22 protein-coding genes and 1 other RNA gene are annotated in these 25,394 nt (G+C 63.8%); 9 read left to right on the forward strand and 14 right to left on the reverse strand.

From position 1 onward, the window contains the following. The first annotated feature begins 67 nt into the window (after positions 1 to 67). Genes FJ930_RS20175 through FJ930_RS20185 form a run of 3 tightly spaced genes read left to right on the forward strand, consistent with a single transcriptional unit; the run spans position 68 to position 5,381 of the window. Complete coding sequence (locus tag FJ930_RS20175; protein ID WP_141839825.1) at positions 68 to 1,207, forward strand: efflux RND transporter periplasmic adaptor subunit; 1,140 nt, start codon at positions 68 to 70, stop codon at positions 1,205 to 1,207. After that, a complete protein-coding gene (locus FJ930_RS20180) occupies positions 1,204 to 2,283 on the forward strand; it encodes an efflux RND transporter periplasmic adaptor subunit (RefSeq protein ID WP_141839826.1) in 1,080 nt (359 codons plus the stop codon). Before FJ930_RS20175 ends, FJ930_RS20180 begins: the two co-directional genes overlap by 4 nt. Beyond that, positions 2,280 to 5,381: an efflux RND transporter permease subunit gene (locus FJ930_RS20185; RefSeq protein WP_141839827.1), complete on the forward strand. Its 3,102-nt coding sequence runs from the start codon at positions 2,280 to 2,282 to the stop codon at positions 5,379 to 5,381. The genes FJ930_RS20180 and FJ930_RS20185 overlap by 4 nt, the downstream gene beginning before the upstream one ends. Positions 5,382 to 5,611: 230 nt before the next feature. Here FJ930_RS20185 and FJ930_RS20195 read toward each other — a convergent pair whose 3' ends face one another. From FJ930_RS20195 to ffs, 12 genes are all read right to left on the reverse strand, one after another. Beyond that, positions 5,612 to 6,358 carry an ABC transporter ATP-binding protein gene (locus FJ930_RS20195; protein WP_141839828.1) on the reverse strand — a complete coding sequence of 249 codons (747 nt, stop codon included), beginning with the start codon at positions 6,356 to 6,358 and terminating at the stop codon, positions 5,612 to 5,614. Beyond that, the gene (locus FJ930_RS20200) at positions 6,355 to 7,188 is read right to left on the reverse strand and encodes an ABC transporter ATP-binding protein (RefSeq protein WP_141839829.1); all 834 of its coding nucleotides are present in this window, start codon (positions 7,186 to 7,188) and stop codon (positions 6,355 to 6,357) included. Before FJ930_RS20200 ends, FJ930_RS20195 begins: the two co-directional genes overlap by 4 nt. Next, positions 7,185 to 8,105 (reverse strand): nickel transporter permease, encoded by a 921-nt coding sequence (gene nikC / locus FJ930_RS20205; RefSeq protein WP_141839830.1) that lies wholly within the window; start codon positions 8,103 to 8,105, stop codon positions 7,185 to 7,187. The genes FJ930_RS20200 and nikC overlap by 4 nt, the downstream gene beginning before the upstream one ends. Further along, entirely contained in the window at positions 8,102 to 9,169 is a 1,068-nt protein-coding gene (locus FJ930_RS20210; RefSeq protein ID WP_141839831.1) for an ABC transporter permease, read from the reverse strand. Before FJ930_RS20210 ends, nikC begins: the two co-directional genes overlap by 4 nt. An 18-nt stretch (positions 9,170 to 9,187) precedes the next feature. After that, positions 9,188 to 10,831: an ABC transporter substrate-binding protein gene (locus FJ930_RS20215; RefSeq protein WP_141839832.1), complete on the reverse strand. Its 1,644-nt coding sequence runs from the start codon at positions 10,829 to 10,831 to the stop codon at positions 9,188 to 9,190. 253 nt (positions 10,832 to 11,084) lie between these two features. After that, the gene (locus tag FJ930_RS20220) at positions 11,085 to 12,359 is read right to left on the reverse strand and encodes a lytic murein transglycosylase (protein WP_181763430.1); all 1,275 of its coding nucleotides are present in this window, start codon (positions 12,357 to 12,359) and stop codon (positions 11,085 to 11,087) included. Between the two features lie 26 nt (positions 12,360 to 12,385). Next, positions 12,386 to 12,991: a recombination mediator RecR gene (recR, locus tag FJ930_RS20225; RefSeq protein WP_141839833.1), complete on the reverse strand. Its 606-nt coding sequence runs from the start codon at positions 12,989 to 12,991 to the stop codon at positions 12,386 to 12,388. A gap of 81 nt (positions 12,992 to 13,072) precedes the next feature. Continuing rightward, on the reverse strand, positions 13,073 to 14,041 hold the full coding sequence (locus tag FJ930_RS20230; RefSeq protein ID WP_141839834.1) for a cell wall hydrolase: 969 nt from the start codon (positions 14,039 to 14,041) through the stop codon (positions 13,073 to 13,075). Positions 14,042 to 14,272: 231 nt separating this feature from the next. Next, positions 14,273 to 14,680, reverse strand: coding sequence for a hypothetical protein (locus tag FJ930_RS20235; RefSeq protein ID WP_140744223.1), 408 nt, complete (start codon positions 14,678 to 14,680; stop codon positions 14,273 to 14,275). 20 nt (positions 14,681 to 14,700) lie between these two features. After that, entirely contained in the window at positions 14,701 to 15,024 is a 324-nt protein-coding gene (locus FJ930_RS20240) for a YbaB/EbfC family nucleoid-associated protein (RefSeq protein ID WP_019863040.1), read from the reverse strand. 23 nt (positions 15,025 to 15,047) lie between these two features. Further along, entirely contained in the window at positions 15,048 to 16,856 is a 1,809-nt protein-coding gene (locus FJ930_RS20245) for a DNA polymerase III subunit gamma/tau (RefSeq protein ID WP_141839835.1), read from the reverse strand. A 105-nt stretch (positions 16,857 to 16,961) separates the two neighbouring features. Continuing rightward, positions 16,962 to 17,058, reverse strand: an RNA gene (gene ffs / locus FJ930_RS20250) — signal recognition particle sRNA small type. Between the two features lie 155 nt (positions 17,059 to 17,213). Between ffs and FJ930_RS20255 the strand changes: the two genes are divergently transcribed. The 3 genes from FJ930_RS20255 to FJ930_RS20265 are packed head-to-tail and all read left to right on the forward strand — an operon-like array spanning position 17,214 to position 18,968. After that, positions 17,214 to 17,633 carry an HIT family protein gene (locus tag FJ930_RS20255; protein WP_140691276.1) on the forward strand — a complete coding sequence of 140 codons (420 nt, stop codon included), beginning with the start codon at positions 17,214 to 17,216 and terminating at the stop codon, positions 17,631 to 17,633. A 53-nt stretch (positions 17,634 to 17,686) separates the two neighbouring features. After that, on the forward strand, positions 17,687 to 18,631 hold the full coding sequence (gene nudC, locus FJ930_RS20260) for an NAD(+) diphosphatase (RefSeq protein ID WP_141839836.1): 945 nt from the start codon (positions 17,687 to 17,689) through the stop codon (positions 18,629 to 18,631). A gap of 31 nt (positions 18,632 to 18,662) precedes the next feature. Further along, complete coding sequence (locus FJ930_RS20265) at positions 18,663 to 18,968, forward strand: Dabb family protein (protein ID WP_140744226.1); 306 nt, start codon at positions 18,663 to 18,665, stop codon at positions 18,966 to 18,968. Here the strand turns inward: FJ930_RS20265 and FJ930_RS20270 are convergent. Then, positions 18,965 to 19,828 (reverse strand): prephenate dehydratase, encoded by an 864-nt coding sequence (locus tag FJ930_RS20270; protein WP_141839837.1) that lies wholly within the window; start codon positions 19,826 to 19,828, stop codon positions 18,965 to 18,967. The genes FJ930_RS20265 and FJ930_RS20270 overlap by 4 nt on opposite strands. Before the next feature lie 38 nt (positions 19,829 to 19,866). Continuing rightward, positions 19,867 to 20,595 carry a 3-deoxy-manno-octulosonate cytidylyltransferase gene (locus FJ930_RS20275; protein WP_141839838.1) on the reverse strand — a complete coding sequence of 243 codons (729 nt, stop codon included), beginning with the start codon at positions 20,593 to 20,595 and terminating at the stop codon, positions 19,867 to 19,869. A 194-nt stretch (positions 20,596 to 20,789) separates the two neighbouring features. Here FJ930_RS20275 and FJ930_RS20280 point away from each other — a divergent pair, with 194 nt between their 5' ends. The 3 genes from FJ930_RS20280 to FJ930_RS20290 all read left to right on the forward strand — a co-directional run bounded on the left by FJ930_RS20280 (position 20,790) and on the right by FJ930_RS20290 (position 25,391). Then, on the forward strand, positions 20,790 to 21,476 hold the full coding sequence (locus FJ930_RS20280; RefSeq protein WP_141839839.1) for a cytochrome c family protein: 687 nt from the start codon (positions 20,790 to 20,792) through the stop codon (positions 21,474 to 21,476). A gap of 169 nt (positions 21,477 to 21,645) precedes the next feature. Further along, on the forward strand, positions 21,646 to 23,523 hold the full coding sequence (locus FJ930_RS20285; RefSeq protein ID WP_141839840.1) for an extracellular solute-binding protein: 1,878 nt from the start codon (positions 21,646 to 21,648) through the stop codon (positions 23,521 to 23,523). Beyond that, the gene (locus tag FJ930_RS20290) at positions 23,523 to 25,391 is read left to right on the forward strand and encodes an extracellular solute-binding protein (RefSeq protein ID WP_141839841.1); all 1,869 of its coding nucleotides are present in this window, start codon (positions 23,523 to 23,525) and stop codon (positions 25,389 to 25,391) included. The genes FJ930_RS20285 and FJ930_RS20290 overlap by 1 nt, the downstream gene beginning before the upstream one ends. Positions 25,392 to 25,394 lie beyond the last annotated feature (3 nt).

A 25,394-nucleotide genomic window follows, 5' to 3' on the forward strand; every position in this document is an offset into this window, starting at 1 on the left:
GTTTCCTTTTTCCAGGGATCGATTATCCTCCAGATATCCGCGAGCGGTCCGCGGCCGAGGGGAGCCCATGAGCAGGAACGCGACATCCTCCGTCTCGCCGCCATCGGTCAAAACCTCCAGCCTTTTGTCTTTTCCAGTCGCCTCGGCGCTTTTCGCCTGTATGGCCGCCCTGCTGCTGACCGGCTGCCAGAAGCAGGAGGCCGCGGCGAAAAAGCTGCCGATCATGGTGCGCACCGAGACGGTGGCGCTCGCCGACTATGCGCCGAGAACCTCGCTGACGGGCGTAATCGCGGCGCGCACGCTGAACAATCTGTCGTTCAGGGTCGGCGGCCGCGTCGCCGAGCGGCTCGTCGATGTCGGCCAGCATGTCGACCAGGGCGCGGTGCTTGCCCGCATCGATCCGCAGGAACAAGAATCCGATCTGCGTTCCGCGCAGGCCGACCTTGACGCGGCACAAGCACAACTGACCCAGGCCGCCGCCACATTCGCGCGGCAGAAGACGCTGCTTGCCCAGGGCTTCACCACCAGACGCGATTTTGACACCGCCGACCAGGCGCTGAAGGTGGCGCAAGGCAGTGTCGATGCAGCGCAGAGCGCGTTCGCCAATGCGCAGCAGAACCTTTCTTTCACCGAACTCAAGGCAGGGGCCGCCGGCGTGATCACCGCCCGTCAGATCGAGACCGGCCAGGTGGTGCAAGCAGCGCAGACCGTCTTCACCGTAGCCGAGGACGGCGACCGGGACGCCGTGTTCAACGTGCAGGAGACGCTGGTCGCCAGGACGCCGACCTCTCCCGCGGTGACAATCACGCTGTTGTCCGATCCGCAGGTGAGGGCAACAGGCAAGGTGCGGGAAATTTCGCCCGCGGTCGACCAGGCGTCCGGTTCGATCCGGGTCAAGGTCGGCATTGCCGATACGCCCACCGGCATGCCGCTGGGCGCGGCCGTCATCGGCTCGGTCAGCGCCAAGCCGGCGAAGGCGATCCTGTTGCCCTGGCAGGCGCTGACGTCCAGCGGCGGCAAACCGGCCGTCTGGGTCATCGATTCCTCGACCAAGGCGGTAACGACAACGCCGGTCGAGGTGCTGGCTTTCGATTCGGGCACGGTCGTCATCGCCAAGGGGCTGGACGAAGGCCAAAGCGTCGTTACATCAGGCGGGCAGCTGCTCAGTCCCGGCGAGACGGTCGAGATAGCGGGAGCGGGCCAATGAACCGGCTGCCACGCATCCTGCTTGGCCTGTTTGCGCTTGGCGCGCTTGGCGCCTGCTCGAAGTCGGATCAAAAGCCGCCGGAGATCACCCGGCCGGTGCTGTCGCTCGTGGTCGAGCCGCGCACCACCCAGACCTTCGGCTTCGCCGGCTCGGTCGAGCCGCAGGTCAGCGCGGACCTTGCCTTCCGACTGCTCGGCCGGGTTGTCTCGCGCGACGTCAAGGTCGGCGACATCGTCAGCAAGGGCACGACGATCGCCGCGCTCGACCCGACCGCGCTGGAGCTGGCGGTGCAAGCGGCCAAGGCGGAGCTCTCCAACGCGGAGGCACAGTTCGCCAATGCCGCCGCCAGCGAGGAGCGCCAGCGCCAGCTGCTTGCCTCGGCCAACACCTCGCAGTCCGTCTTCGATGCCGCACAGCAGGCAAGGAAAGCGGCCGAGGCCGGTGTCCAACGGACCAAGGCTTCTCTGGCCAAGTCGCAGGAGCAGCTTGGCTATGCCAGGCTGTTCTCGGATTTCGACGGCGTCGTCACCGCGGTCGGCGCGGAGGTCGGCCAGACGGTTTCACCCGGGCAGACGGTCGTCACCGTGGCGCGCTCGGACCTGCGCGAAGCGGTGGTCGATATTCCCGACCAGTTGACCGGCGATCTCTCCGCCGGCACGCCCTTCCAGGTCATCCTGCAATCGCTGCCGACGATCCAGACGGAGGCCAAGCTGCGCGAGATCGCGCCGCAGGCCGAGGGGGCGACCCGCACCCGGCGCGTGCGACTGACGCTGACCAATCCCCCGCAGGCCTTTCGGCTCGGCTCGACGGTGACGGCAACCCGCATGACCAAGGTGGCGCCGACGATCGAACTGCCCATGTCGGCGCTGCTCGAAAAGGACGGCGCCGACAAAGTGTGGATCGTCGATCCGCGGACATCGAGCGTGAGCGCGCGCGACATCAAGGTCGCGTCGAGGAATGGCGGCACCTTCACCGTTGCCGAGGGGCTTGAAGCCGGCATGCGTGTCGTCACCGCGGGTGTCCACAGCCTGAGCGAAGGTCAGAAGGTGAAAGTGCCCGAGGGAGGGGCCTCATGAAGGGCTTCAATCTCTCCGACTGGGCGCTCAACCACCGCTCGCTGGTCTGGTACTTCATGCTGGTCTTCGTGGTGGCCGGCGTATTTTCCTATCTCAATCTCGGCCGCGAAGAGGACCCGGCCTTCACCATCAAGACGATGATCATCCAGGCCAACTGGCCAGGCGCCTCGGTCGACGAGACCGTGCGGCAGGTGACCGACCGCATCGAGAAGAAGCTCGAGGAGCTCGACAGCCTCGACTACACCAAGTCGGTCACGACAGCCGGCCAGACCGTCGTCTTCGTCAACCTGAAGCCGACCACCAGGGCGCGCGACGTCGTGCCGACCTGGCTGCAGGTGCGCAACATGGTCAACGACATCCGGAACCAGTTTCCGCAAGGCGTGCAGGGACCGTTCTTCAACGACCGCTTCGGCGACGTCTACGGCAACATCTACGCCTTCACGTCGGATGGGCTGACACCGCGCCAGCTGCGCGATTATGTCGAGGATGTCAGAACCAGGATCCTGACCGTGCCCAATGCCGGGAAAGTCGACCTGATCGGCGCGCAGGACGAGGCGATCTATCTCGAATTCTCGACCCGCCAGATCGCGGCCCTTGGCCTCAACCAGCAGGCGATCGTGGCGAGCCTGCAGGCACAGAACGCAATCACGCCTTCCGGTGTCATCCAGTCCGGCCCGGAGCGCATCAGCGTGCGCGTCGGCGGCCAGTTCACCTCGGAGGAGAGCCTGCGCGCCATCAACCTGCGCGTCAACGACCGCTTCTTCCGGCTGAGCGACGTGGCGACCATCACGCGCGGCTATGTCGATCCGCCGACGGCGCTGTTCCGTTTCAATGGCCAGGACGCGATCGGGCTCGCCATCGGCATGAAGCCCAATGCCAACCTGCTGCAGTTCGGCGAGGCGCTGCATGAGGAGATGAACAGGGTGCTGGCCGACCTGCCGGTCGGCGTCGGCGTGCATCTGGTCGCCGATCAGCCTGTCATCGTCGAGGAGGCGGTGTCGGGCTTCACCCGCGCCCTGTTCGAAGCGGTAGCCATCGTGCTCGCGGTGTCGTTCATCAGCCTCGGCATGCGCGCCGGCTTCGTGGTGGCACTGTCGATCCCGTTGGTGCTGGCCATCACCTTCACCGTCATGGAATATCTCGGCATATCGCTGCAGCGCATTTCGCTGGGCGCGCTGATCATCGCTCTCGGGCTGCTGGTCGACGACGCGATGATCGCGGTCGAGATGATGGTGGCGCGGCTCGAGGTCGGCGACACCTTGCGCAGGGCGGCGACCTATGTCTACACCTCGACCGCCTTTCCGATGCTGACCGGGACGCTGGTGACGGTCGCGGGCTTCATCCCGATCGGCCTCAACAACAGCGCCGCCGGCGAATACACCTTCACCCTTTTCGTCGTCATCGCCGTGTCGCTGCTGGTGTCATGGATCGTGGCGGTGCTGTTTGCGCCCCTGCTCGGCGTCACTATCCTGCCGGCGACGATGAAGGCCAAGCATCACGAGCAGCCCGGCCGCTTCACGTCGCTGTTCCGGCGCATCCTTGTCGGCTCGGTGCGCCGCCACTGGCTGACGATCATCGTGACGGTGCTGTTGTTTGCGGCCTCGATCGCCGGTTTCGGCCTCGTTCAGCAGCAATTCTTCCCGCCATCCGACCGGGCGGAACTGGTCGTCGACTGGAACCTGCCGCAGAACGCGTCGATCGCCGATACGCGCGACCAGATGGAGCGGTTCGAGCAGCGGGCACTGGTCGGCAATCCAGACATCGACCATTTCTCGTCCTATATCGGCCAGGGCGCGGTGCGCTTCGTGCTGGCCTATGACGTGCAGCCGGCCAACCCCTATTTCGGCCAGACCGTGATCGTCACCAAGAACATCGGGGCGCGCAACCGGGTCAAGGCGGCACTGGAAAAGCTGCTACGCGAGGAGTTCGTCGGCACCGACGCCTTCGTCAAGCTGCTCGAGCTCGGACCGCCGGTCGGCCGCCCGGTTCAGTACCGCGTCGGCGGTCCTGATATCCAGACGGTGCGCGAACTGGCGCAGAAATTCGCCGGCATCATCTCGGCCAATCCGAAGCTGGCGGCCCCGACCTTCGACTGGAACGAACCGCAGCGTGTGCTGAGGGTCGACGTGCTGCAGGACAAGGCGCGCCAGCTCGGTATCACCTCTTCCGACATCGCCAGCGCGCTGAACAGCACGGTCGGCGGCGCCACCATCACCCAGGTGCGCGACGCCACCTACCTGATCAATGTCGTGGCGCGCTCACGCGAGGCCGAACGGGGCTCGATCGAGACTTTGCAGAACATGCAGCTGCCGACCAGCACCGGCGAGGCGATCCCGCTCGCGGCGGTCGCCAACTTCCGCTATGACCTCGAGCAGCCGACGGTGTGGCGGCGCGACCGCATCCCGACCATCACGGTGCGCGCCGGGCTGGTCGGCGATGCGCTGCCGGCAACCGTGGTCAACGAACTGAAGCCCTCGGTCAACGCCTTCATCGCCAAGCTGCCGCCGGGTTATTCGGTCGAAACGGCGGGCTCGGTCGAGGAGAGCGCCAAAAGCCAGGGACCGATCGCGGCGGTTGTGCCGTTGATGCTGTTCGTGATGGCGACGATCCTGATGGTGCAGCTGCAGAGCTTCCAGCGCCTGTTCCTGGTGGTGGCGGTGGCGCCGCTCGGGCTGATCGGCGTGGTGGCGGCCCTGGTGCCGAGCGGCGCGCCGCTCGGCTTCGTCGCCATCCTCGGCGTGCTGGCGCTGATCGGCATCCTGATCCGCAACTCGGTCATCCTGATCGTGCAGATCGAGGACCTCGTCGCCGAAGGCAAGGATCGCTGGGTGGCCGTCATCGAGGCGACCGAGCATCGTATGCGGCCGATCGCGCTGACGGCGGCGGCGGCCAGCCTGGCACTGATCCCGATCGCGCGCGAAGTGTTCTGGGGGCCGATGGCCTACGCCATGATGGGCGGCATCATCGCAGGTACCGCGATCACGCTGCTGTTCCTGCCAGCGCTGTATGTGACGTGGTTCCGGATCAAGGAGCCGAAGCGGGAACAGGAGGGCGAGACTGGACACCGAGAAGCGGTATCGGAAGGCGGGGCAGCCTGAGCCTATTGCGCGATCCTTCAACGCAAAATGTTGAAGGCTGGCGGGACAGCACCCCCCTCTGTCCTACCGGACATCTCCCCCGCAAGGGAGGAGATTGAGCGCCCCGCCGCTTTCGCCAATCGCCGTTGCAGGAGAGAGCGCAACGCCGAAGCTGCTGATCTCCCCCCTTGCGGGGGAGATGTCCGGCAGGACAGAGGGGGTGGGCGGGAACTCGGCGTCAGCGATAAACGTCAGGCCCGCACAAACCCCTCGCTCGCCCTGAGCAATTTCCGCGTATAGTCCGCATTCACGCGGTGGCCGATCAACTGGCTGGCGGTCAGCGTCTCCACCGCTTCGCCGTTCTGCATCACCATCAGCCGCTCGCACATATGTGTGATGATGGCGAGGTCGTGGCTGACCATCAGGAAGGTGAGCTTGCGCCGCCGTCGTACCTCTTCGAGCAGGTTCAGCACTTCGGCCTGTACCGAGGCGTCGAGCGCCGAGGTCGGCTCGTCGAGCAGGAGGATCGAGGGTTCAAGGATCAGCGCGCGGGCAATGGCGACACGTTGGCGTTGGCCGCCCGAGAGCTGGTGCGCGTAGCGGAAGCGAAAACCGTTGCCGAGGCCGACCTCGTCCAGCGCGCGTTCGATGCGCTTTTCGCCGTCGGCGAAGCCGTGGATGGCAAGCGGCTCCTGCAACAGGCGATCGACGGTCTGGCGCGGATGCAACGAGCCGTACGGATCCTGGAAGACCATCTGCACCTCGCGGTAGAAAGCCTTGGCGCGGCGCGCGCCGAGCTTCTTGCCGTTGACGGCGATGCTGCCGGAGGAGACCGGTGCGAGCCCGGCAATCGCTCTTAGCAATGTCGATTTGCCGGAGCCGCTTTCGCCGACAAGCCCATAGGACTCTCCTTCCCTGACCTCGAGGCTGACGCCCTTCAGCGCGCGAAAGCGGTCGAAGACCACCTCCAGCCTGTCGACGGCAATCGCTGACGTCATGCCGCCCACTCCGGCTTGCGGTCGAGCACCGGCAAGGGATGGCGCTCGAAGCCGATCCGGGGCATGCAATTGAGCAGGCCGCGCGTATAGGGATGCTGGGCCTCACGCAGCTCCGAGGCCTTCAACTGCTCGACCACCTTGCCGGCATACATCACCACGACGCGGTCGCAGAAGGACGAGACCAGGCGCAGATCGTGCGAGATGAAGATCAGCCCCATGCCGCGCTCGCTGACCAGCTTATCGAGGATATTGAGCACGTCGAGTTGCACGGTGACGTCGAGCGCCGAAGTCGGCTCGTCGGCGATCATCAGCTCGGGTCCGGCGATCAGCATCATCGCGATCATGGCGCGCTGGCCCATGCCGCCGGAGACTTCGTGCGGATGCAGGTCGAAAACGCGTTTGGGGTCACGGATCTGTACGGCCTCCAGCATGGCCAGCGCCCGCTCGCGCGCCTCGGCCTTGGAGACCTTCTCGTGCGTGCGCAGCGTCTCGACGATCTGGCGGCCGATGCTCATCACCGGATCGAGCGAATATTTCGGATCCTGCAGGATCATAGCGATGCGGTTGCCCCGCAGCGCCCGGCGTTCGCGTGGCGAGATGCCGAGCAGGTCGATGCCGTCGAAGGCCAATTTGCCGGCCGATATCCGGGCCTGCGGCGGCGTCAGGCCCATGATGGCGCGGCCCGTCTGCGACTTGCCCGAGCCGGACTCGCCGACGATGCCAAGACGTTCGCGGCCAAGCGAGAAGGAGACGCCACGCACCGCCTCGATCAGACCGGTGCGGGTCGGGAAGGTGACGCGCAGCTCCTCGACGTCGAGAAGGACGCTCATTGGTCACCGCTGCGGGGATCGAGTGCGTCGCGCAGGCCGTCGCCGAGCAGGTTGAAGCCGAGGCTGACGATGAGGATGGCGAAGCCCGGCGCGCCGGCCACCCACCATTGGTCGAGCACGAAGCGGCGGCCCGAGGCGATCATCGTGCCCCATTCGGGCAGCGGCGGTTGCGCGCCCAGACCAAGAAAACCGAGGCCGGCGGCGGTGAGGATGATGCCGGCCATGTCGAGCGTCACGCGAATGATCAGCGAGGAGATGCAAAGAGGCATGATGTGGCGCAGCACGATGCGGGCGGGCGACGCGCCCATCAGCTGCACTGCCTTGATGTAGTCGGAGTTGCGCACGGTCAGCGTTTCGGCACGCGCGATGCGCGCATAAGGCGGCCAGGACGTGATGGCGATGGCAAGCACCGCATTCTCGATGCCCGGACCGAGCGCGGCGACAAAAGCCAGCGCCAGGATCAGCTTGGGAAAAGCGAGGAAGATATCGGTGATGCGCATCAGGATGGCATCGGTCCAGCCGCCGGCATAGCCGGCGACGGTGCCGACCAGAAGGCCGATCGGGGCTGCGATGATGGCAACCAGGATGACCACGTAAAGCGTCCAGCGCGAGCCGTAGAGGATGCGCGAATAGATGTCGCGGCCAAGATCGTCGGTGCCGAACCAGTGCGCGGCGCTTGGCGCCAGCAGCCGCGCATTCTTCAAATCGCCGACGGTCGGCGAATAGGGCGCCAGCACGCCGGCAAGAGCGGCAATGACCAGCAGGGCGATAATGATCAGCAGGCCGACAAAGGCCAGCCGATTGGCGGAAAAGCGCCGCCATGCGACATAGGCGCGGCCGAGCCTCGCCTGCGTGCGGGACGCCGGCCGCTCGCTGAGCAGCCAGTCGCGACGGCTCTGGATCGCCTCGGCGCTCATGCGGATTTCGTCCTCGGATCGAGCAAACGATAGAGCAGGTCTGACAAAAGATTGATGCCGATGAACACCGAGCCGATGACGATGGTGCCGCCGAGCACGGCGTTCATATCGGCATTCTGCAGCGAGTTGGTGATGTAAAGGCCGATGCCCGGCCAGGAAAAGACAGTCTCGGTCAGCACCGAGCCTTCTAGCAGGCCGGCATAGGAGAGCGCGATCACGGTGACCATCGGCACGGCGGCATTGCGCAGCGCGTGGGCCCAGATGATGCGGCGTTCCGACAGGCCCTTGGCGCGCGCGGCGACGACATATTCCTGAGCAAGTTCGTTGAGCATGAACGAGCGCGTCATGCGGCTGATATAGGCGAGCGAGAAATAGCCGAGCAGCGAGGCCGGCAGGATGATGTGGCGGAAGGCGTCCCAAAAGACATCCCACTGACCCTGCATCGCAGAGTCGAGCAGGTAGAAACCGGTGATCGGCGTGAACGTGTATTCGTAGACGACATCGAGCCGCGCGGGAAAAGCCACCCATTGCAGCTTGGCATAGAACAGCACGAGCCCAAGCAGGCCGAGCCAGAAGATCGGCACGGAATAGCCGATCAGGCCAATCACGCGCACGATCTGGTCGATGAGGCTGCCGCGCCTGACGGCCGCCAGCACGCCGAGCGGCACGCCAAACAGCGCGCCGATCAGTGTTCCGAGCGTGGCCAGTTCCGTCGTTGCCGGAAGAGCGCGGCGGATGTCGGTCATGACAGGGTTGGTGGTCAGCACCGAGGTGCCGAAATCCCCGTTCAGCGCACTCCTGACATAGATGTAGAACTGCTCGATCAACGGCAGGTCTAGGCCCATCTCGCGGCGCGTGCGCTCGACGACATTTGCCGGCGCCCGGTCGCCGAGCACCGCCAGCACCGGGTCGATCGGGATGATGCGGCCGATGAAGAAGGTGACCGCGAGAAGACCAAGATAGGTCGTCACCGCGATGACCAGGAACCGGCCGATCGAGGAGAGAATGGCAAAGGCACGGGCGCTGCCGCGCCCCGCCTTCTCCTGGCTTTCAACCGTGCTCATGCGGCGTGTCCGCGGGCGCTATTCCTTGGAAACCGGCCCGACGAAGTTGGTGTCGAAGCTCGGGCCGAGCGCGAAGCCCTTGAGGTTCTTGCGCAAGCCAGCCACTTCCAGTTGCTGGTGGATGAGGACGAAGGGGCTGGTGTCGAGTACCTTCTTCTCGAGGTCCTGGTACAGCGCGGCGCGCTTGGCCGAGTCCTTCTCCAGCAGAGCCGCTTCGGTCTGCTTGGTCAGGTCCGGAATGTCCCAGGCGTTGCGCCAGGCCAGTGTGTGCGACTTGCCGGCATCCGAATTGTCCGGGTTCGAGGCGAAGGTCTGGGCGTTGGAATTCGGATCGAAATAGTCCTGTCCCCACTGGCCAATATAGATGTCGTGGTTGCGGGCGCGATACTTGGTCAGCGTCTGCTTGCCGTCACCGGGAATGATCTCCAGCTTGATGCCGGCTTGTCCGAGCGTCTGCTGGATCGATTCCGCCATGCCTGTCGTCGGCTGGCCGGTACGCACATCCATGGTCACGCTGAAGCCGTCTGGCAGACCGGCCTTGGCCAGCAGTTCCTTGGCCTTGGCGACGTCGAGCTTGAAGGGGTTTTCGTCGAGAGCGCCGAGATCGCCCTTGGGCAGGAAGGTCTGGTGGATCTCGCCGATGCCCTTGAGGATGGTCGAGCTCAACGCGTCATAGTCGACCAGATATTTGAAGGCCTGGCGAACCTCGGGCTTGGCCAGGTTCGGGTTCTTCTGGTTGAGGCTGATGTAATAGACCGTGCCCTTCGGCGCGCTGTTGGTGGTGAGATCGGCGTTCTTGGCGATGGCGTCGAGGTCGTTCGGTTCGAGATTGCGGGCAACGTCGATGTCGCCGGCCTCGAGCGCCAGGCGCTGCGCCGAGCTTTCCTTCATGTTGCGATAGATGACGCGGGCGAGCTTGGCCTTTTCGCCGTGATAATTGTCGTTGCGCTCCATGACGACGGCTTCGTTGGCGCGCCATTCACGCAGCTTGTAGGCGCCGGAGCCGGCATAGCCGGTCTTCAGCCAGGCGTTGCCGAAGTCATTGTCCCATTTGTAGTCGGCGGTGGGCGCGGCCTTGACGACGTGCTCCTTGACCAGCTTGCTATCGACGACCGATGCGACGGTCGCCGACAGGCAGTTCAAGACGAAGCTCGGCGCATAGGCCTTGTCGACGGTAAACTGGAAGGTGGTGTCGTCGACGGCCTTAGCCTTGTCGGCGACGTTGTCGCCGCTGATGCCGAACTGTTCGATGATGAAGGCCGGGCTCTTGTCCAGCTTGACAACGCGCTCGAACGAGTAGGCGACGTCGGCAGCCGTGATCGGATTGCCCGAGGCGAATTTCAGGCCGGGCTTGAGCTTGAAGGTGTAGGTCAGGCCGTCGTCGGAGACGGCCCAGCCTTCGGCGAGGTCGGGCTTGACCTTGGAGGTGTCGCTGAGGTCGAGGCGGACCAGCAGATCATAGGTGTTGCCGGTGACCTCGGCGGTCGACAACTCGAACGCCTCGCCCGGATCCATGGTGATGATGTCGTCGATCGCGAAGCCTTCGACCAGTGTGTCGGCGGGCGTGACCGCGCCAGCCGGGGCACCAGCCAGAAGCAGCGCCGACATAGCCGCGCCCGCAAGCAGGATGCGGGATCGTAGAGCAAACTTTTCCATCATCATGGCAATTGTTCCCTGTTTTGTTGACCTGAGTTCCCGGCTCAGGATTGCGGTGTTCTTTTCGGGGCCGGCAAGGCCCTTCGACGACTTACCGTCGTGGTTTTTGTCCAATTGGTCAACAGCATATCCGGCGCTTCGGGGCGGGCAACGAGGATTTTACGCGACGACTCATTCAACCGGAATGGCGGGCGGCACCGACACACACGCAGGCCAATCGGGGCTGGCAAACGGGACAAATCCCCTTACTTTTTTGGGTTTATTTCAGCGCGGCGACCAGGCCGGCATCTGGAAAGCAGGTCGCGGGCTCGCCGTTCTTGGTCTGCCACTTGCCAATCGAGCGTCGGGTCTTGAAGCCCGGCAGGCCGTCGGCGCTGCCGACATCATAACCTTTGGCTTCCAGCGCCCGTTGCAGGGCGGCGATGTCGGAACGATGGAGATCGCCTACCGGCCCCCAGCTGCCGGAAAAATTCTGATCGCCATGGGCAATCCCGTCAGCGCCGTGGCCGATGAACAGCGCGTAAAGATCGCTGGTGTTGTATTCCTTGAGCACATAGAAATTGGGGGTGGCGATGAAGGCCGGGCCGCTGCGGCCAGCCGGCATCAGCAGGAAACCTTCCGCCTTCAATTCGCTCGCCGGAAACGGCTTTCCGTCGACGCGCTTGATGCCCATGGCAGCCCATTGCGAGATCTTCTTGCCCTGGTCCGGACCTTCCAGCGAGCAGGAGACGCTCTCGGGCACCGTCACCTCGAAACCCCAGCCGCGTCCCCGCACCCAGCCATAGTGGACGAGATAGTTGGCGATCGAGGCGAGCACGTCGGGCGTCGAATTCCAGATGTCGACGCGTCCATCGCTGTCGAAATCCACGGCATGCTTGAGGAAAGAGGTCGGCATGAATTGCGGCTGGCCGAGCGCACCGGCCCAGGATGATTTCATGGCATTGACCGGGGCCAGCCCGCGCTGGACGATTTCCAGCGCCGCAAGCAGTTCGGTGCGGAAGAAATCCTTCCTCGTCGACATGAATGCCTTGGTGCCCAGCACCTCGAAGGCATCGTAAGGCATCTTCGCCGCGCCGAAGCCGGTCTCGCGGCCCCAGATCGCCAGAAGGATCTCGCCGGGAACGCCGTAACGTTTTTCGATCAGCCCAAGCACTCTTGAATTGGCGCTCTCGCGTGTGCGCCCGCCCAAGGTGACGGCGCGGACGATCTTCTCGGCGAAATAGTTGGCAGGCGGACCGAACTCGGCCTGATGCTGCTTCTGCGGCGTCGCCGGCTCTTCGCCGGGCATCACGAGGTCCGGCAGCTTGAGGTTCGGCTTCACGCCGAGGAAGGCAGCGTCGAAGGTCTTTTTCGAGATGCCTTTGGACTTGGCTTCGGGCCAGAGGTCGGTTTGGAGCCAGGCCTGGAACTGGTCGTCGACGGAGGCGGCGGAGGCGGGGATGGTGAGGAGGAAAATGACGAACGCTGCGAAGAGGGAGAGGAGAGCTAATGTTCGATTCTTGCGCACAAGCTTCGAAGGGTTTGTGGCAGGCATAGGCGTGGACTTCCCCATTTGTCCCCTCAAAACGCCGTCCGCGAGCGCAGCGCCGCGGCCAGCGTGCCTTCGTCGAGATAGTCGAGCTCGCCGCCGACCGGCACGCCATGCGCCAGCCGCGTCACCTTGATGTCGAAGCCGGAGAGTTGATCGGTGAGGTAGTGCGCGGTGGTCTGGCCCTCCACCGTCGCGTTGACGGCAAGGATGATTTCCTTCACCTCGCCGCCGGCGACACGGTCGATCAGCGAGCGGATGTTGAGCTGATCGGGACCGATGCCGTCGAGCGGCGACAGCGTGCCGCCGAGCACATGGTAGCGCACATTCATCGCCGCCGCCCGCTCCAGCGCCCAGAGATCCGAGACGTCCTCGACAACGATGAGGGTGGCGGCATCACGGCGCGGGTCGGTGCAGATCATGCAAGGGTCCGACGTGTCGAGATTGCCGCAGGTGGAGCAGATGCGCACCTTGTCGGCCGCCTCGCCCATGGCGGCGGCCAGCGGCGACAGGAGTTGCTCCTTCTTCTTGATCAGATGAAGGGCGGCACGCCTGGCCGAACGGGGACCAAGCCCCGGCACCTTGGCCAGGAGCTGGATCAGGCGTTCGATTTCGGGACCGGCGATTCGCTTGGACATCGCTCTGATCTAGGATTTTTCAGAGCGCTTTGAAACAGCCTGCATCCGCGCATGACCTGCCATTGCGGGTCGGGACGCGGATCAATTCTCTTCGAGCGGCCGACCCTGGCTGACGATCATCTCGGCAATGGCATCGGTGTTTTCAGGCGTCGACTGGAATCCCATCGCCGCTTCCTGCGGCGCGGTCTGGACCGAGGAGATGACCCTTGTGTTCAAGACGCCGCCGAAACGGGCGGCATCCGGCTCTTCCATCGGCTCCTGCATCGCCACCAGTGTCGGCTTCACCGCGACGCGCGCGGACTTTGCCGCCGGCGCCCCGGCGGCCGTCATATAGGTCTGCTCCGCGGGTACGGCGGTTGCCGGGGTCGAGCGCGCGGTGGTTACGCCAGCCTGCTTGGCCGGATCGGCACGGACAATCGTCCTGACCACCGGTTCCGCGGATGCCACGAGCACGGGCGCCGCAGGCGCGCGCTGCTGCTGTTCAGCCGAGGCCACCATCGGCTCGTCGGGCAGCGGCTGCCAGTCGCGGCCGCGCTTTTCGTAGAACGCATTGCCGCCGGCGACCATGGTGTAATGCATGTTGTTGTAGGGGAAGCGCAGGCCGGCGGTGTGGAAATACATCGTGTTCTTGAGCTTGGCCTTGCGCTCGCCCTTGAGCACGGCGTCGGCGGCTTCCTCGACATCGGGCATCGCCCGCGAGTTCATCTGCCTGGTCATGACACCTGGCGCGAACTGCCCGGGCTCGCCCACCACTTCGCAGATGGTGTTGCCGTGCTGGCCGGAGCGCAGCCGGTTCATGACCACGGTGCCGACGGCGATCATGCCGTCACGGCTCGAACGGTTGGATTCGAAGAACATCGCCCTTTCCAGGCATTCCTTGTCCTTCGGCGTGTGGCCGTAAGACCGCGAGCTCAGGAAACTCGGCGTGATGGCGTCGGTCAGGCTGGCAACGGACATGCCGTGCGACGTGGTCTGACTGCAAGCGGCCAAGAACAAGGGAGACGTAACGACGCCGAGCAACAGCGGCGCCTTCCATCGCATGGCAATCAACAGGTAACCCTCTCACTTCGATGCCCGCCCCCAGGCTGCGGCAAGAATGAGACACTTTCGGGCAAAATGATGGCTAAAACGTTATTAATGAAGCACTGTTGCCAAATTGGCACAATTTCGTGGCTTTCCAGATGGATCGAGCCATCGTTTCATAAATGCGATGATCGGCCTCTCATGGTTTCGCCGCAATTCCGGACGGAAAACCGCGTTATGCTTTTTCCGGAATCGCTTTTATCGCCCCGCCGCAATCGCGGCCGGTTGACCCGGCTCGATCTCCTCGACTTTCTCCGAAAACAGGCCACGCCTGAGGAACAGTGCCCGCGCATCCCTGGCCGTCGGCGCGATCCTTCCCGGCCAGTCGCTGTCGATGAACTCGGCCTTGGTGAAATCGGGATTTGTTTCGGAAGCCGCCTCGAGGAATTCGGCGATCTCCAGCACGATCGCGCGCTCCTCCTTCGAAAGCGCCGATCTGCCGGCCTCGATCGACGGGCGGTGCACAAAATCCTCGAACAGATTGAAGTAGCCCTTGATGCCGACAATATCGACGCCAGCATCGCAATCGGCCAGGATTTCCAGGATCTCGTAGAGCCTGTTGCGGATACGCTGCTCGATCAGTCGTTCGGACGGCTCGTCGATCATGGGCTCATCGCCGCCGAAGGCTAGAAGGGCAGTTTCATTCCCGGCGGGATCGGCAGGCCGGCGGTCAGCGCCTTGGTCTTTTCCTGCATGATCTGCTCGACCTTGGCCTTGGCGTCATTGTGGGCGGCGAGAATCAGATCCTCGAGGATCTCGACCTCGTCCTCCTTGAACAGAGACGGATCGATCTTCAGCGACTTCATCTCGAACTTTCCGCTCAGCGTCACGCTGACCAGGCCGCCGCCCGCCTGGCCGACGGATTCCACCGTGGCGATCTCATCCTGCATGGCCTGGAACTTGGCCTGCATTTCCTTCGCCTTGCCCATCAGGCCGAGAAGATCTTTCATGGTCCGATCCTTGTCTTGATTTGTCAGGTCTCGTCGTCATCGGCCGGCGGTTCAACCGGCACTTCGGCCTCGGTCTCGTCGACCTCCGGCGCGTCGGGAATGCGCACGTCGATGATCTTGGCGCCGGGAAAGCGCGCCAGGATGGCGGCGACGGTCGGATCGCTCCTGGCATCGAGGAAGGCGTTTTCGCGCTTCGTCGATTCCATCTCGGCCAGCGTCTGGCCACCTTCTTCCTTCGACAGCGACACCAGCCAGTTGCGGCCGGTCCAGGCGCGCAGCTTCGTCGTCAGGTCGTTGAGCAGCATCTTGGGCGCGTCGCTGGTCAGGCCGACATCGATGCGGCCAGGCTCGATGCGCACGAGACGAATGCAGCTCCTGAGCAGCACCTTGAAAGCGATGTCGCGCTGCGCATCGGCAAGGGCGATAATGTCGGCCAGCGATTTCAAGGGTACCGGCTGCGTCTCCGGCACCGGCTGCGGAGGCCCGACGAAGGCGGTCGGCGCCGGCGTGGCCTCGACCAGCCGCATGGTCTGCGCGCCGCCCGATCCGCCAGGCATGCGCGTCTGGGCCACCGCGCTGGCCCCGCTGCCGCCGCCATTGCCGGGACTGGCCGGCGCTCCGTTTGGCCGCGGCGCACCGTTTTGAACCGGTGCTCCCCCCTCGAGCGATCGCAACGCCTCGTCCAGCGTCGGCAGGTCGGCGGCGTGCGCCAGACGGATCAGCACCATTTCGGCGGCGCTGACGGGCCGGTTGGAGGACTGCACCTCGGGAATGCCCTTGAGCAGCATCTGCCAGGTCCGCGACAGCACCCTGACCGACAGCGCCCTGGCGAAATCGGCGCCACGCTGGCGTTCGTCCTGCGACAGCGATGCGTCGTCCATGGCGGTCGGCACGAAACGCAGCCTCGTGACGAGGTGGTTGAACTCGGCAAGGTCGGTCAGCACGGCGGCCGGATCGGCGCCGGTATCGTATTGCGCGCGGAATTCGCCAAGTGCGGCCGCCACATCGCCTTTCATGACATGTTCAAACAGATCTACGATGCGGGCGCGGTCGGCCAGGCCGAGCATGGCGCGCACGGCCTCGGCGCTGACGGAGCCGGCACCATGGGCGATCGCCTGGTCGAGGATGGAGAGCGAATCGCGGGCCGAACCCTCGGCGGCGCGCGCGATCATCGCCAGCGCGTCGTCGTCGACCGAAATGCCTTCCTTGGCCGCGATCGAGGAGAGATGCGCGACCAGCGCGCCGGCATCGATGCGCCTTAGGTCAAACCGCTGGCAGCGCGACAGGACGGTGATCGGAACCTTGCGGATCTCGGTGGTGGCGAAGATGAATTTGACGTGCGGCGGCGGTTCTTCCAGCGTCTTCAACAGGCCGTTGAAGGCCTGCGTGGACAGCATGTGCACTTCGTCGATGATGTAGACCTTGTAGCGGGCCGAGACCGGCGCGTAGCGCACGCGCTCGATGATGTCCCTGATGTCGTCGATGCCGGTGTGCGAGGCGGCGTCCATCTCGATGACGTCGACATGACGGCCTTCCATGATCGCCTGGCAATGCTCGCCGGGCACCGAAAGATCGACCGAAGGCTGGTCCACGGCTGATGTCTTGTAATTCAAGGCGCGGGCCAGGATACGCGCCGTCGTCGTCTTGCCGACACCGCGTACGCCGGTCAGCATCCAGGCCTGGGCGATGCGGCCGGTGGCAAAGGCGTTGGTGAGGGTGCGGACCATCGGCTCCTGGCCGATCAGCTCGGAGAAGTTCGAAGGACGGTATTTGCGCGCCAATACTCGATAGGCGCCGGCCTTGTCCGCTCCCGAATTTCCGGCTTCGCTCATTCGCCCGTAAAGCTCCAAGGACCGCGTCTCGACGCGGTCGATTCCTGCGCATAGTTTCGCCCGCACGGCTTGGCGCCGTCAATGTCGCGGGAGAAAGGCGAAGAGGCGGGAGGCTGGAACAATGACCCGTTCCGGGCTCGTTAGGGCTGCTTCCTTCCGGACCTGACCCGGTTGGCGAGTGGATCGTCCACCACCAACCTCCCGCTGTCCATATCGGCAATTGCGCGATGAAATGCAAGTGCGCATGAGATTTGATGCGCCAAACCGTGAGGGAAACAATGATTCGCTTGCGGCCCCCGTGCCAGCGCTCTAGCGTCCACGAGTCCGAGGAAACCAAGAAAATTAAGGGAAACGCCGATGTTGCCGGGCCTGAAGGCCGGATTCACGCTGGACGCCCGGCTGGAAGCGGACAGCGAGCAGTTGATGTGGCTTGGGCTGTGCGAATTGCGGATCATGAACGATCGCCGCTGGCCATGGCTGGTTCTGGTGCCGCAAAGGCCGGGTGCGGAGGAGATCCACGACATGACGCCACTCGACCAGGCGATGCTGACCTTCGAGACCAACATGGTGGCGCAGGCCCTGAAGAAGGTGACCGGCTGCACCAAGATCAACACCGGCGCGCTTGGCAACATCGTGCGCCAGCTGCACATCCATGTCATTGCACGGTCTGAAGGCGATCCCGGCTGGCCCGGCCCGGTGTGGGGCCACGGCCTGCGCGAGCCCTATCAGCGTTCCGATCTGCGCCGGTTTGCCGAAACGATCAGGGCGGCGTTATAAGCCATCCCCTGTGTTCAGCCCAAACATGTCCATCCCAAAGTTCCAGAGTCCGCATGAGCTTCAGCCTGTTTGACGCGCCCCTGCGCGAGCCGAGCCAGTTCGTCGGCTTTGCCGGCAACACGATCGACCGGCAATCCGAGAACCGCGCCGACGATTCGGCCGACAAGGCGCTCGCCGACCCGACGGCGCGGCTGCTTTTGATGAACGGCGGACGGCTCTACCTGAAGTCAGGAAATGGCACCGGTCTTGATCCCTGGTTTGGCGTCGCGGAGAGCCAGCCATTTAATCCTCCCTTTGGTCAAAGTGTCCTGCTCGGCTTTTCCGAACAGGGACCGGTGCTGGCGGTGCCGGCCGGCATCGACCCCGAACAGCTGCCGGAAACCGTCAAGGCGATCGACTACCGCTCGGTCTATATGCAGGGGCTGATCGACGAGGCGGCGGCCGGGGCGATGGCGCAAGGGGCCTCCCTGCTCGCCTGGCATGCCAGCCACCGCTTCTGCAGCAAATGCGGATCCGAATCGCAAATGCGGGCCGGTGGCTACAAACGGCACTGCCCGAATTGCGGTGCCGAGCATTTCCCGCGCACCGACCCGGTGGCGATCATGCTGACGGCGACGCGGGAGAAATGCCTGCTTGGGCGCGGCCGGCACTTCGCCCCGGGCATGTATTCGGCCCTTGCCGGTTTCATCGAGCCGGGCGAGACGATCGAGGCGGCGGTGCGCCGCGAAACGCTGGAGGAGGCCGGCATCCGGCTCGGCCGCGTCGTCTATCATGCCAGCCAGCCCTGGCCGTTCCCCTATTCACTGATGATCGGCTGCTTCGGCGAGCCGCTCAACGAAGACATCCAGGCCGATCTCAACGAGCTGGAAGACTGCCGCTGGTTCTTGCGCGACGAAGTGCGCTCGATGCTGGCCCGGGAACATCCTGGCAACCTGATCACGCCGCCGAAAGGCGCCATCGCGCATCACCTCATCCGCGCCTGGGTCGACAGCGCATAGCGAATACTGAAAGTCATTGCAGGAGAGGCAAATGATCCGCCACACCGTCGTCTTCACGCTGAAGCATGCGCCGCACTCACTGGAGGAAAAGCGCTTCCTGGTCGACGCCAGGAAAATCCTCTCGGCGATCCGGGGCGTCACCCATTTCGAACAGCTGCGGCAAGTGAGCGCCAAGAACGACTATCGGTTCGGCTTCTCGATGGAGTTCGCCGACCAGGCCGCCTACACCAGATACAACGACCATCCGGACCATGTCGCCTTCGTGCGCGACCGCTGGGTGCCGGAGGTCGAGAAATTTCTCGAGATCGACTACGTGCCGCTGGGCGCGGTGATTTAATCCGCCACTTTCCACTGCTCGCGCGACTGGCTGGCCGGATAGACACCCAGAATGCGCACCTCGCGTGAAAAGAAGCGAAGCTCGTCCAGCGCCAGCTTGACCAGCGGATCGTCGGGATGGCCTTCGATATCGGCGTAGAAAAGCGTCGCCGTGAATGCGCCCAGCTGATAGCTCTCCAGCTTGGTCATGTTGATGCCGTTGGTGGCGAAGCCGCCCATCGCCTTGTAAAGCGCGGCCGGCACGTTGCGGACGCGGAACATGAAGGTCGTCATCATCCTGACGTCAGGTGACGGGCGCTCGGCCCACTGCTTGTTCTTGGTCAGGACGACGAAGCGGGTGACGTTGGAATCGGTATCCTCGACATTCTCCTCGATGATATCGAGCCCGTAAAGCGTCGCCGCCAGCGCCGGCGACAGCGCGGCCATGGTGCGGTCCCTGACCTCGGAGACCATCTTGGCGGCGCCCGCCGTGTCACCAGCGACGACCGCCTTCCAGCCGTTCTTGCGGATGTATTTGCGGCACTGGCCAAGCGCGTGGATATGGCTGTGCACGGTTTTGATCTCGTCGCGTATGACGCCGGGCAGCACCATCAGCTGGAAATGGATCGGCAGAAAATATTCGCCGACGATGTGAAGCCTCGATTCCGGCAGCAGGTGATGGATGTCGGCAACGCGTCCGGCGATGGTGTTCTCGATCGGGATCATGGCGAGATCGGCCTTGCCGGTCTCGACCGCGTTGAACGCGTCCTCGAAGGTCGGGCACGGCAACGGCTCCATCGAGGGATAGACGTTGCGGCAGGCGGTGTCGGAATTGGCGCCTGGCTCGCCCTGGAAGGATATTCTGTTGGTCTTTTCAGGCATGGCCAGATCTCGATTCACAGTGTCTCTGTTCGGAGGGATCAGTTTGAAAGGATGGTTCGGGCGCGCTCAAGGTCTTCCGGCGTGTCGACGCCAAGCGGCAGCGACTGGACGACCTCGGCGTCGATGCGCATGCCGGCTTCCAGCGCCCGCAACTGCTCCAGCCGCTCGCGGCGCTCGAGCGGCGATGGCTTCAGCGACACGAAACGCTCGAGCGCGGCACGTCGATAGGCGTAGAGGCCGACATGATGATAGAGCGGCCCCTCGCCCCATGGCGCGGTGGCGCGGGTGAAATAGAGCGCCCTTAGCCTCGTGGCGGACAGAGGCGAACCGACGACCTTGACGACGTTGGAATTGGTCTTTTCCTCCTCGCGTACGATCTCGACGCAGAGCGTGGCGATATCCACGGCCGCGTTCTCGAAAGGCCAAAGCGAGGCGGCGATGATGCCGGGATCGATGGTCGGCAGGTCGCCCTGCACATTAACGATGGTTTCGACCTCGCGCCGGGGATCAAGCTCGACCAGCGCCTCGTGGATGCGATCGGAGCCGGATTCGTGATCGACGCGTGTCATCACGGCCTCGAAACCGTGCGCGCGCACCGCTTCGGCGACACTCCGCGTGTCGGTCGCCACCACCACGCGGCCAAGGCTGGCCTCGGCCGCGCGGCGGGCGACATGGACGATCATCGGCGCGCCGGCGATGTCGGCCAGCGGCTTGCCCGGCAGGCGGGTCGAGGCCATGCGGGCGGGGATCAGGATCAAGGTGGACATGGCTATGGCAAGGCGTTCGAAAAGGGGAGGGGAAAAGTGGCAAAAGGTCTCACTGGAAGCGCCCTTATAGGTGTTGCAACGCCCGAGCAAAAGACCTAGTTTCCGCCCCGATTTGACCGGCTCTGGAGGGCGGGTCTCGACACCGACGGACGGAGTGGACGGATCAGTCCGCCGGAAAAGGGAGCAAGGGGCGTATGGATTCCAACGAAGTCAACAAACTGCTCGCCGGATTGCTCGGAACCATTTTCGTCGTTTTCTCGGTCGGACTTGTCTCGGACGCGCTGTTTGCCTCGCCGGCTCCGGAAAAGCCTGGCTTCGCCATCGAGGCCGCCGAGCCCACCGAAGGCGGCGCTACCGGCCCGGCCGCCGAGGCCAAGCCGATCGCCGATCTGCTGCAGACCGCCAATGTCGAGGCGGGCGCCGCCGTCTTCAAGAAATGCCAGGCCTGCCATTCCGGCGAAAAGGGCGGGCCGAACAAGGTCGGCCCCGATCTGTGGGACGTCGTCGACCGTCCGGTCGCCGAACATGAAGGCTTCGCCTATTCGGCCGGCATGAAGGAATTCTCCAAGGGCGGCACCGAGAAGTGGACCTACGACAACATCAACCACTTCATCACCTCGCCGAAGAAATTCGTGAAGGGCACCGCCATGGGTTTCGCCGGCCTGCCCAAGGACGAGGACCGCGCCAACGTCATCGCCTATCTGCGCACGCTGTCGGACAATCCCAAGCCGCTGCCGGCGCCGGGTGCCGCCGCGGACGCTTCCGCGCCCGCCAAGCCAGCCAGCGGAGCCGCTCCGGCAAAGCCGGCTGATGGCGCCGCACCGGCCAAGCCGACCGCTCCCGCGGCACCCGCACCGGCGGCACCGGCGCCGGCCAAATAACCAAAATATCATCTCATGATCTTGAAAAAGCCGGGTTCAGCCCGGCTTTTTTGTCGAGAAAACGCACGGTGCGGCGACAAAGCCGGCGCATTGCGGTTTTCACGAGCGCCAAATCATCTAGGATCACTCCTTCTGGATGATCTGGCACGTATCGCGAAGAGGATGGTGCATGACGGTTGGCCGAATGCTTCTCAAGTCGCTGCTGGCGGCGGCCCTGCTGGCGGCAGGGTTGCAGACGACCCTAGCCGACGAGTGGCGGACCACCTCATCGCTGATCGGCCAATCCAAATACGGCGACAACTTCCAGCACTATGACTATGTCAACCCCAACGCGCCCAAGGGTGGCACATTGAATTCGGTGCTGCTCGGCACCTATGACAGCTTCAACCCCTATATCGTCCAGGGATCGCCGGCGGCCGGCCTGGTCGGATTCGGTGGCGGCCTGCTCTACGACACGCTGATGGAGCAGGCGACCGATGAGGGCAGCACTAGCCATCCGCTGATTGCCGACGCCTACAAATACCCAGCCGATTATTCCTCTGCGACCTACCGGCTCGACCCGCGCGCGAAATGGCATGACGGCCAGCCGATCACCGTCGATGACGTGATCTGGTCGTTCCAGGTGCTGAAGGCGAACAGCCCGCAATACAGTCGTTATTTCGAGAACGTCACCGATGCGGTCGCGGTCTCCGACCACGAGGTCGAGTTCCGTTTCAACCAGAAGGGCAACCGCGAGCTGCCGAAGATCATCGGCGACCTCGCGGTGCTGCCGAAGCACTGGTGGGAAGGCACGGATGCCAACGGCAAGAAGCGAGACGTCACCAAGCCGACGCTGGAAATCCCGCTCGGCTCGGCGGCCTACAAGATCGCCAGCTTCAAGCCGGGCTCGGAAATCGTCTGGCAGCGCGTGCCGGACTATTGGGGCGCCAAACTGCCGGTGAAGATCGGCCGCGAGAATTTCGACACGCGCCGATACACCTATATCCTCGACGACAATGCCGCCTGGCTTGCCTTCACCAAGGGCGGCCTGGAAGATATCAACCGCGAGTACAGCTCCCGCAAATGGGCGACGGCCTACAATTTCCCAGCCATCCAGGCCGGCGACGTCATCAAGAAGGATTTTCAGACCCAGTCGCCACAACCAATGCAGGGCTTTGTCCTGAACCAGCGGCGGCCGTTGTTCCAGGACCGGCTGGTCCGGGAGGCACTGACCATCCCGTTCGATTTCGAGAGCATGAATCGCACCTTGTTCTTCGGCTTCAATACCCGCACATCCAGCTATTTCCAGGGGACCGAACTGGCATCCAGCGGCTTGCCGCAAGGCAAGGAACTGGAAATCCTGGAAAAATATCGCGACAAGTTGCCGCCAGAACTCTTCACGCAGGAATTCAAGCTGCCCGTCTACGACTCCCCGCAAGCGGAGCGAAAGTATCTGAAGCAGGCGGTCGATCTCTTCGCCAAGGCCGGCTGGGTCATCAAGGGCGGCAAGATGGTCAACGCCAAGACAGGCGCTCCGTTCAAGTTCGAGATTCTCGGCTGGAATGATACCGACCAGGTGATCGCCAGTCCCTATATCGCCAATCTGCGCAAGATCGGTGTCGACGCCTCGCTCCGCATCATCGATCAGACGCAATACATCAACCGCGTCAACAACTTCGATTTCGATGTCGTCACGGGCCTGTTCGGCCAGTCGGACTCACCTGGCAACGAGCAGCGCGATTTCTGGAGCTCGAAGGCCGCCGACGCACCTGGTTCGCGCAATCTGATGGGCATCAAGGAGCCCACCGTCGACGCGCTGGTCGACCGCATCATCTTCGCCACCGACCGCGATGATCTCGTCGCCGCCACCCATGCGCTCGACCGCGTCCTGCTGTGGAACTTCTACGTGGTGCCGCAATACCATCGGTCCGCGGTTTGGCTGGCCTATTGGGACAAGTTCAAGTTCCCCGACAAGCAGCCCGCCTATGTCGGTGCCGATATCGATTCGTGGTGGATCGACCTCGACAAGGAGAAGGCGCTGGCGGCCAAATACAAAGGCGGTAATTGATGGCGGCTCTTCCCCGCCGCGACTTCCTCGCGCTTGGCGCGGCTGCCGCCGCCGCGACTCTGCTGCCCGCAAAAGCCTTCGCCGACATCGCGACAGGCACCAAACTGCACGGCCTGTCTGCCTTCGGCGACCTGAAATACAAGCCGGATTTCACCCATTTCGACTATGTCAATGTCGAAGCACCGGCTGGTGGGATCTTCAATTTCGCGCCGCCGAACTGGGGCTACAACCAGGATACGCAGACCTTCAACACGCTGAACTCCTTCGTGGACAAGGGCGATGCGCCGCCGCGCATGGAAATGTGCTTCGACGGGCTGATGGTGCGCGCGCTCGACGAACCCGACGCCGTCTATGGCCAGATCGCCGACGGCGTGACGCTGTCCGACGACCGCAACGCCTTCACCTTCTCGCTTCGCCCCGAAGCGCGCTTCCATGACGGCACGCCGCTGACGGCGCGGGACGCAGCCTTCACCTTCAAGCTCTACAAGGACAAGGGTCACCCCGACCTGTCACTGTCGCTGACCCATATGGTCGATGCCCTTGCTGTCGACGACCGCACGCTGCGGCTTACCTTTTCCGGCAAGCAATCGGCCCGCACCGTGCTCAATGTCGTGGAGTTCCCGATCCTGTCGAAGGCCTTCTACACGGCCAATCCGTTCGACTCCTCGCAGTTGAACCCGCCGCTCGGCTCCGGCGCCTACAAGGTCGGGCGCTTCTCCGCCGGCGCCTGGATCGAATATGACCGGGTGGTGGACCATTGGGGCCGCGACCTCCCGGTCAATCGTGGCCAGAACAATTTCGACCGCATCCGCATAGAGTTCTACCAGAACCGCATGGCCGGCTTCGAAGCCTTCAAGAAAGGCGAAATTACCTATCGCGAGGAATTCACCTCGCGCGTCTGGGCGACCGCCTACGACTTTCCAGCCCTGACCGCCGGCAAGGTCGTCAAGCACGAATTCCCCGCCGAAAAGCGGCCGACAATGCAGGGGACGGCGGTCAACCAGCGACGCGAACAGTTTCGCGACCCGCGCGTGCGCCAGGCGATCGCGCTCTGCTTCGATTTCGAATGGACGCGGCGCAACTTCTTCTACGGCTCCTACGAGCGTTCGCAATCCTGCTTCGAGAAATCCGACTTCCGTGCCGAAGGGCTGCCATCGCCGCAGGAACTGACCCTGCTGGAGCCGTTGCGCAGCCAGCTTCCGCCGGAAGTCTTCGGCGAGGCGGTGACGCAGCCCGCGTCCGACGGATCCGGCCGCGACCGCAAGCTGCTTGGCCAGGCGGCAAAGCTTCTCAATGCAGCGGGCTGGAAGCGGACGGGCGATTTCGTCGTCAATGAGAAGGGCGGCAGGCTTTCGGCGGAATTCATGGTGGACGACGATACCTTCGTGCAGGTCTATTCGCCCTGGGTCGCCAACATGAAGGCGATCGGCATCGACGCCACGATCCGGCTGGTGGATTCGGCGCAATACCAGGCGAGGCAGGCGACATTCGATTTCGATCTGCTGTCGGCCGCTTTCTCGTTCAGCGCGACGCCGACGCGCGACGATCTCGAAGTCTTCTTCCACTCCAGAACCGCCAACCTTTCCGGCTCGCGCAACCTGCCAGGCGTGTCAAACCCCGCTATAGACACGCTGATCGATGCGGTTGGGGCAGCCAAGGACCGTGAAAGCCTGACAGTCGCGATGCGGGCACTCGACCGGGTCTTGCGCGCGCGGTGCGATTGGATTCCTAGTTGGTTCCTGGCGAATCACCGAAGCGCCTATTGGGATATGTTCGGCTTTCCCAAGCAGAAGCCCGATTTCGGTTTTCCGGTCGAGGCGCTGTGGTGGGTCGATAAAGACAAGGCGGCAAAAATTGGCAAAGGCTGAGAT

It is taken from the genome of Mesorhizobium sp. B2-4-15 (assembly GCF_006658505.1).
Lineage (GTDB): Bacteria > Pseudomonadota > Alphaproteobacteria > Rhizobiales > Rhizobiaceae > Mesorhizobium.

Coding starts and splice junctions, on each gene's coding strand:
- FJ930_RS20215 (WP_141839832.1), bottom strand. CDS start 10,831: ATGATGATGGAAAAGTTTGCTCTACGATCCCGCATCCTGCTTGCGGGC.
- FJ930_RS20195 (WP_141839828.1), bottom strand. CDS start 6,358: ATGACGTCAGCGATTGCCGTCGACAGGCTGGAGGTGGTCTTCGACCGC.
- nikC (WP_141839830.1), bottom strand. CDS start 8,105: ATGAGCGCCGAGGCGATCCAGAGCCGTCGCGACTGGCTGCTCAGCGAG.
- recR (WP_141839833.1), bottom strand. CDS start 12,991: ATGTCCAAGCGAATCGCCGGTCCCGAAATCGAACGCCTGATCCAGCTC.
- FJ930_RS20245 (WP_141839835.1), bottom strand. CDS start 16,856: ATGAGCGAAGCCGGAAATTCGGGAGCGGACAAGGCCGGCGCCTATCGA.
- FJ930_RS20290 (WP_141839841.1), top strand. CDS start 23,523: ATGGCGGCTCTTCCCCGCCGCGACTTCCTCGCGCTTGGCGCGGCTGCC.
- FJ930_RS20240 (WP_019863040.1), bottom strand. CDS start 15,024: ATGAAAGATCTTCTCGGCCTGATGGGCAAGGCGAAGGAAATGCAGGCC.
- FJ930_RS20185 (WP_141839827.1), top strand. CDS start 2,280: ATGAAGGGCTTCAATCTCTCCGACTGGGCGCTCAACCACCGCTCGCTG.
- FJ930_RS20235 (WP_140744223.1), bottom strand. CDS start 14,680: ATGATCGACGAGCCGTCCGAACGACTGATCGAGCAGCGTATCCGCAAC.
- FJ930_RS20200 (WP_141839829.1), bottom strand. CDS start 7,188: ATGAGCGTCCTTCTCGACGTCGAGGAGCTGCGCGTCACCTTCCCGACC.
- FJ930_RS20255 (WP_140691276.1), top strand. CDS start 17,214: ATGTTGCCGGGCCTGAAGGCCGGATTCACGCTGGACGCCCGGCTGGAA.
- FJ930_RS20210 (WP_141839831.1), bottom strand. CDS start 9,169: ATGAGCACGGTTGAAAGCCAGGAGAAGGCGGGGCGCGGCAGCGCCCGT.
- FJ930_RS20285 (WP_141839840.1), top strand. CDS start 21,646: ATGACGGTTGGCCGAATGCTTCTCAAGTCGCTGCTGGCGGCGGCCCTG.
- FJ930_RS20220 (WP_181763430.1), bottom strand. CDS start 12,359: ATGCCTGCCACAAACCCTTCGAAGCTTGTGCGCAAGAATCGAACATTA.
- FJ930_RS20265 (WP_140744226.1), top strand. CDS start 18,663: ATGATCCGCCACACCGTCGTCTTCACGCTGAAGCATGCGCCGCACTCA.
- FJ930_RS20175 (WP_141839825.1), top strand. CDS start 68: ATGAGCAGGAACGCGACATCCTCCGTCTCGCCGCCATCGGTCAAAACC.
- FJ930_RS20180 (WP_141839826.1), top strand. CDS start 1,204: ATGAACCGGCTGCCACGCATCCTGCTTGGCCTGTTTGCGCTTGGCGCG.
- FJ930_RS20275 (WP_141839838.1), bottom strand. CDS start 20,595: ATGTCCACCTTGATCCTGATCCCCGCCCGCATGGCCTCGACCCGCCTG.
- FJ930_RS20270 (WP_141839837.1), bottom strand. CDS start 19,828: ATGCCTGAAAAGACCAACAGAATATCCTTCCAGGGCGAGCCAGGCGCC.
- FJ930_RS20280 (WP_141839839.1), top strand. CDS start 20,790: ATGGATTCCAACGAAGTCAACAAACTGCTCGCCGGATTGCTCGGAACC.
- nudC (WP_141839836.1), top strand. CDS start 17,687: ATGAGCTTCAGCCTGTTTGACGCGCCCCTGCGCGAGCCGAGCCAGTTC.